The 4,494-nt window shown below is 63.2% G+C and carries 3 protein-coding genes and 1 pseudogene; 1 reads left to right on the top strand and 3 read right to left on the bottom strand.

Annotated features, from left to right (window positions below; genetic code table 11):
- The 3 genes and pseudogenes from EOA29_RS26295 to urtA form a co-directional block, all read right to left on the bottom strand.
- Positions 1 to 570, bottom strand: a pseudogene (locus EOA29_RS26295) (urea ABC transporter permease subunit UrtC); the annotation flags it as partial.
- Entirely contained in the window at positions 567 to 2,183 is a 1,617-nt protein-coding gene (gene urtB / locus EOA29_RS26290) for an urea ABC transporter permease subunit UrtB (RefSeq protein ID WP_126095902.1), read from the bottom strand. The gene urtB and the pseudogene EOA29_RS26295, both read right to left, overlap by 4 nt.
- Positions 2,184 to 2,324: 141 nt before the next feature.
- Positions 2,325 to 3,605: an urea ABC transporter substrate-binding protein gene (gene urtA, locus EOA29_RS26285; protein ID WP_127221821.1), complete on the bottom strand. Its 1,281-nt coding sequence runs from the start codon at positions 3,603 to 3,605 to the stop codon at positions 2,325 to 2,327.
- Positions 3,606 to 3,941: 336 nt separating this feature from the next.
- Between urtA and EOA29_RS26280 the strand changes: the two genes are divergently transcribed.
- Positions 3,942 to 4,331 carry a hypothetical protein gene (locus EOA29_RS26280; protein ID WP_126093794.1) on the top strand — a complete coding sequence of 130 codons (390 nt, stop codon included), beginning with the start codon at positions 3,942 to 3,944 and terminating at the stop codon, positions 4,329 to 4,331.
- Positions 4,332 to 4,494: the final 163 nt, after the last annotated feature.

Below are 4,494 nucleotides of genomic sequence, written 5' to 3'. Positions count from 1 at the left end.
GGTCAGCCCGTTGTTGCCGCCGAAACCCATGTCGTTGCGGAAGAAGGCCAAAAGCAGCGCATAGGTCATCGCCTGGGTGATGATCGACAGATAGACGCCGGTGACGCGGCTGCGGAAGGCGAACCAGCCGAAGACGAAGGCGAGCAGGCCTGGCACGGCCAGCACCATCGTTGCCGCGAACCAGAAATGGTCGAAGCCGTACCAGAACCAGGGCAGCTCCTTGTAGTTCAGGAACACCATGAAGTCCGGCAGGATCGGGTTGCCGTAGACGCCGCGCGAGCCGATCTGTCGCATCAGATACATGCCCATCGCATAGCCGCCGAGCGCGAAAAAGGCGCCGTGGCCGAGCGAGAGGATGCCGCAATAGCCCCAGACGAGATCGAGCGCGAGCGCCAGCAGCGCATAGCAGAGATACTTGCCGAGCAGCGCCACGATATAGGGCGGCACATAGAGAGCGCTCGCCGGCGAGACCGCGAGGTTGAGCAGCGGCACGACGATGGCAGCCGCCAGCAGGACGAAAATGGTGACCGCGATGCGCCGGTCGGCGCCGAAGAGGCGCTGCGCGATCATGCTTCCACCGCCCTGCCCTTCAGCGCGAACAGGCCGCGCGGGCGCTTCTGGATGAACAGGATGATCAATACCAGCACGACGATCTTACCGAGCACCGCGCCGGCATAGGGCTCGAGGAACTTGTTGACGATGCCGAGCGAGAAGGCGCCGACCAGCGTGCCCCAGAGATTGCCGACGCCGCCGAAGACGACGACCATGAAACTGTCGATGATGTAGCCGCGGCCGAGATTGGGCGAGACATTGTCGATCTGGCTGAGCGCCACGCCGGCGATGCCTGCGATGCCGGAGCCGAGCGCGAAGGTCAGCGCGTCGACCCATGGCGTCCTGATGCCCATGGAGGCCGCCATGCGGCGGTTGGCGGTGACGGCGCGCATCTGCAGGCCCCAGGGCGTGCGCTTCATGACGTAGAGCAGTACCGCGAAAACCAGGAGCGCGAACACCAGAATCCACAGCCTGTTCCAGGTGATGGCGAGTTGCCCGATGTCGAACGAGCCCGACATCCAGGACGGATTGCCGACCTCCTGGTTGGTCGGCCCGAAGATGGTGCGCACGGCCTGCTGCAGGATCAGCGAGACGCCCCAGGTGGCCAAAAGCGTCTCCAGCGGACGGCCGTAGAGGAAACGGATGATGCCGCGCTCGATGGCAAGCCCGACCAGCGCCGCGACAAGGAAGGCAAGCGGCAGCGCGATGACCAGCGACCAGTCGAATATGCTTGGGAACGACGTGCGGATGACGTGCTGGACGACGAAGGTGGTGTAGGCGCCAAGCATCACCATCTCGCCATGCGCCATGTTGATGACGCCCATGACGCCGAAGGTGATGGCGAGGCCGATCGCGGCCAGCAGCAGCACCGATCCGAGCGAGATGCCGTACCAGATGTTCTGGCCGGCATCCCACAGCGCCAGCGTCGAATTGATGCGGCCGATGGCGCCGGCTGCCGCATCCTTGACCGCGCCTTGTGAATTGGCTTCGACCGAAGTCAGCAATGAAAGCGCGTCGCGATCGCCACGCGCCGCGATGAGCGAGATGGCCGCGAGCTTGTCGGCTTCGGGCTTGTCGGAAACCAGAACCGTCGCCGCGCGCGCCTGTTCGAACATGGCCTTGACGGCCGGCTCGGTCTCGGCGGCGATCGCGGCATCGAGCGGCTCGATATTCGCCGCATCGGGCGTCTTGAACATGGTCGTCGCGGCGGCGAGCCGCACGCCCGCGTCCTTGGCGCGCAGCGTCAGCGTGCCCAGGGCATCGCGGATCGTCCGGCGAAGGCCGTTGTTGACCTTGATCTTGGTGAGGTCGGTCTTGGCGGCGTCGGCCGCCTTCTTGCCGCTCAGCGGATCGAGCAACTCCACGCCGCCCGCGCCGTCCTTGCCGACGAAGACCTGGGAGTCGCCCTTGCGGATATAAAGTTCGCCGTCGGCCAGCGCCGAAAGTGGTCGTTCGACCGCCGGATCGCCGCTCGCGGCCAGCTCGCGCACCACCGCCTCGGTGGCCGAGAAGTTGGTGGCTGTCGCGAATTTGGCGATGATTGCGCGGAGATCGGCTTCGGCCGCGCTCGACGGCAACAGACTTGCCATCGTCAGCAACAGCAACAGCCCAATCGCGCGCAGCAGGATCATCGTCTTCCAGCGGTCCTCAAGGGTTTTGAAGGTTTGCCTGGGCGGGCCGGAGGATTGGCCCGCCCAGGCCGCGGTCTCGGATCGTGGGGCCACTCCGCGATCCGAGAGACCTGGGGTCATGGACCAAGGTCCGGACCGGGATCAGTTGGTGCCCTTGCCGCCGCACTTGCCGGTGGCGACGTTGAAATTGCCGCAGGACAGAGGCGCGCGCCAATCGGAGATCAGGTCCTTGGAATCCGGCAGATAGTCGGACCATTCGTCGCCCATCACGAGGCCGGGAGTTTGCGAGACGGTCTCGAACTGGCCATCGGCCTGGATTTCGCCAATCAGCACCGGCTTGGTGATGTGGTGGTTGGGCATCATCGTCGAATAGCCGCCGGTCAGGTTCGGAACCGACACGCCGACCATGGCGTCGATCACCTTGTCCGGATCGGTGGTGCCGGCCTTCTCGACCGCCTTCACCCACATGTTGAAGCCGATATAGTGGGCCTCCATCGGGTCATTGGTGGTGCGCTTGTCGTTCTTGATGAACTTGTGCCAGTCGTCGATGAACTTCTTGTTCTCGGGCGTGTCGATACTCTCGAAATAATTCCAGGCGGCGAGGTGGCCGACGAGCGGCCCGGTATCGAGACCGGCCAGTTCTTCCTCGCCGACCGAGAAGGCCATGACCGGGATGTCCTCGGCCTTGATGCCCTGGTTGCCCAGTTCCTTGTAGAAGGGCACGTTGGCGTCGCCGTTGACGGTCGACACGACCGCCGTCTTCTTGCCGGCCGAGCCGAACTTCTTGATCGCCGAGACCTCGGTCTGCCAGTCGGAGAAGCCGAACGGCGTGTAGTTGACCATGATGTCCTCGGCCGGCACGCCCTTCGACTTGAGGTAGGCCTCGAGGATCTTGTTGGTGGTGCGCGGATAGACGTAGTCGGTGCCTTCGAGCACCCAGCGCTTCACCGAGCCGCCATCGGCGCTCATCAGATAGTCGACGGCCGGAATGGCCTGCTGGTTCGGCGCCGCGCCCGTGTAGAAGACGTTGCGCTCGCTCTCCTCGCCCTCATACTGGACCGGATAGAAGAGGATGTTGTCGAGTTCCGAGAACACCGGCAGCACCGACTTGCGCGACACCGAGGTCCAGCAGCCGAACACCGCCGCCACCTTGTCCTTGGAGATCAGCTCGCGCGCCTTTTCGGCGAACAGCGGCCAGTTGGACGCCGGGTCGACGACGACTGCCTCGAGCTTCTTGCCGAGCAGGCCGCCCTTGGCGTTCTGCTCCTCGATCAGCATCAGCATGACGTCCTTCAGCGTCGTTTCCGAAATCGCCATGGTCCCCGACAGCGAATGGAGGATGCCGACCTTGATCGTATCGTCGGCCGCCCTGGCGGGAGCCGACATCGACAGGCCGGCAGCGATCACTCCGGCCGAAAACATTTTTGTTATTGTCGAGAATTACCCCTCATGTTCCACGCTCCCAAGCTGGTTGTTTTGCATCGCGACAGAGCATTGCAAGCGACGTGCCAAACGCCGGAGCATGGCGAGCTGAGCGGCGATAGATGCGTTTTTACAATTGCTTATCGTATAGCCGTCGAACGGATCGAGTATCCGGGAGGGAAAGGGGATTGAGAAAACTTTGCGCACCTCTGCCTAGATTTTGCCCAAATGGTAAAAATGCCTAATCTTTGATCTCAATCCAACACGCGGTAATTCGGCGGCGGTTGCGAGACGATGGCAAAATGGGGCAAGGTCGCCGCGCAAACGAGCGACGTCATGGCCCTACGCATTATCCTGAGCTTCCTGCTTCTCTTATCCGCCGCCGGCGGCGCCCGCGCCGACTTCGCCGACGGCAGGCTGCCGGATGGCGTTTATCACTGCGAGGTCTACCTGCTCGGCATGTTCCTCAACCTCGGCGACATCACCATCAAGGGCAATCTCTACAGCGGCCCGGTCACCTTCGGCAGAATGCCGCAGGCCTACAATTACCAGATGGATGCCAATGGCGAGATCAGTTGGCTCGGTCCGCTCGGCGGCTACACCAGCGGCGGCAACTCTCTCTCCATCACCCAGGCGACGCTGGACGATCCGAACGCCCCTTCCTTCGACATCATCATGAAGCAGCAGGACGGCGCCTTCACCGCTTCGACCTGCACCAGGAGGTGACCGCCGGCGGCGGCCGCGCCTACCATTGCAATATGCCCTCTCATGTCATCCGGATGTTGCCGAGGCGGCTTAGGCAGCGCGGTGTCAAACATCCACCATAAGAGGCAGACACGATGGCCAACTCCCCGTCCTCACCCTCCCCTGTCATCCGCGACGTCATCGC

This window comes from Mesorhizobium sp. M1E.F.Ca.ET.063.01.1.1, assembly GCF_003998155.1.
Classification (GTDB): Bacteria; Pseudomonadota; Alphaproteobacteria; order Rhizobiales; family Rhizobiaceae; genus Mesorhizobium.
Note: the sequence above shows the minus strand (reverse complement) of the source record. Positions and strands in the feature narration are given on the sequence as shown.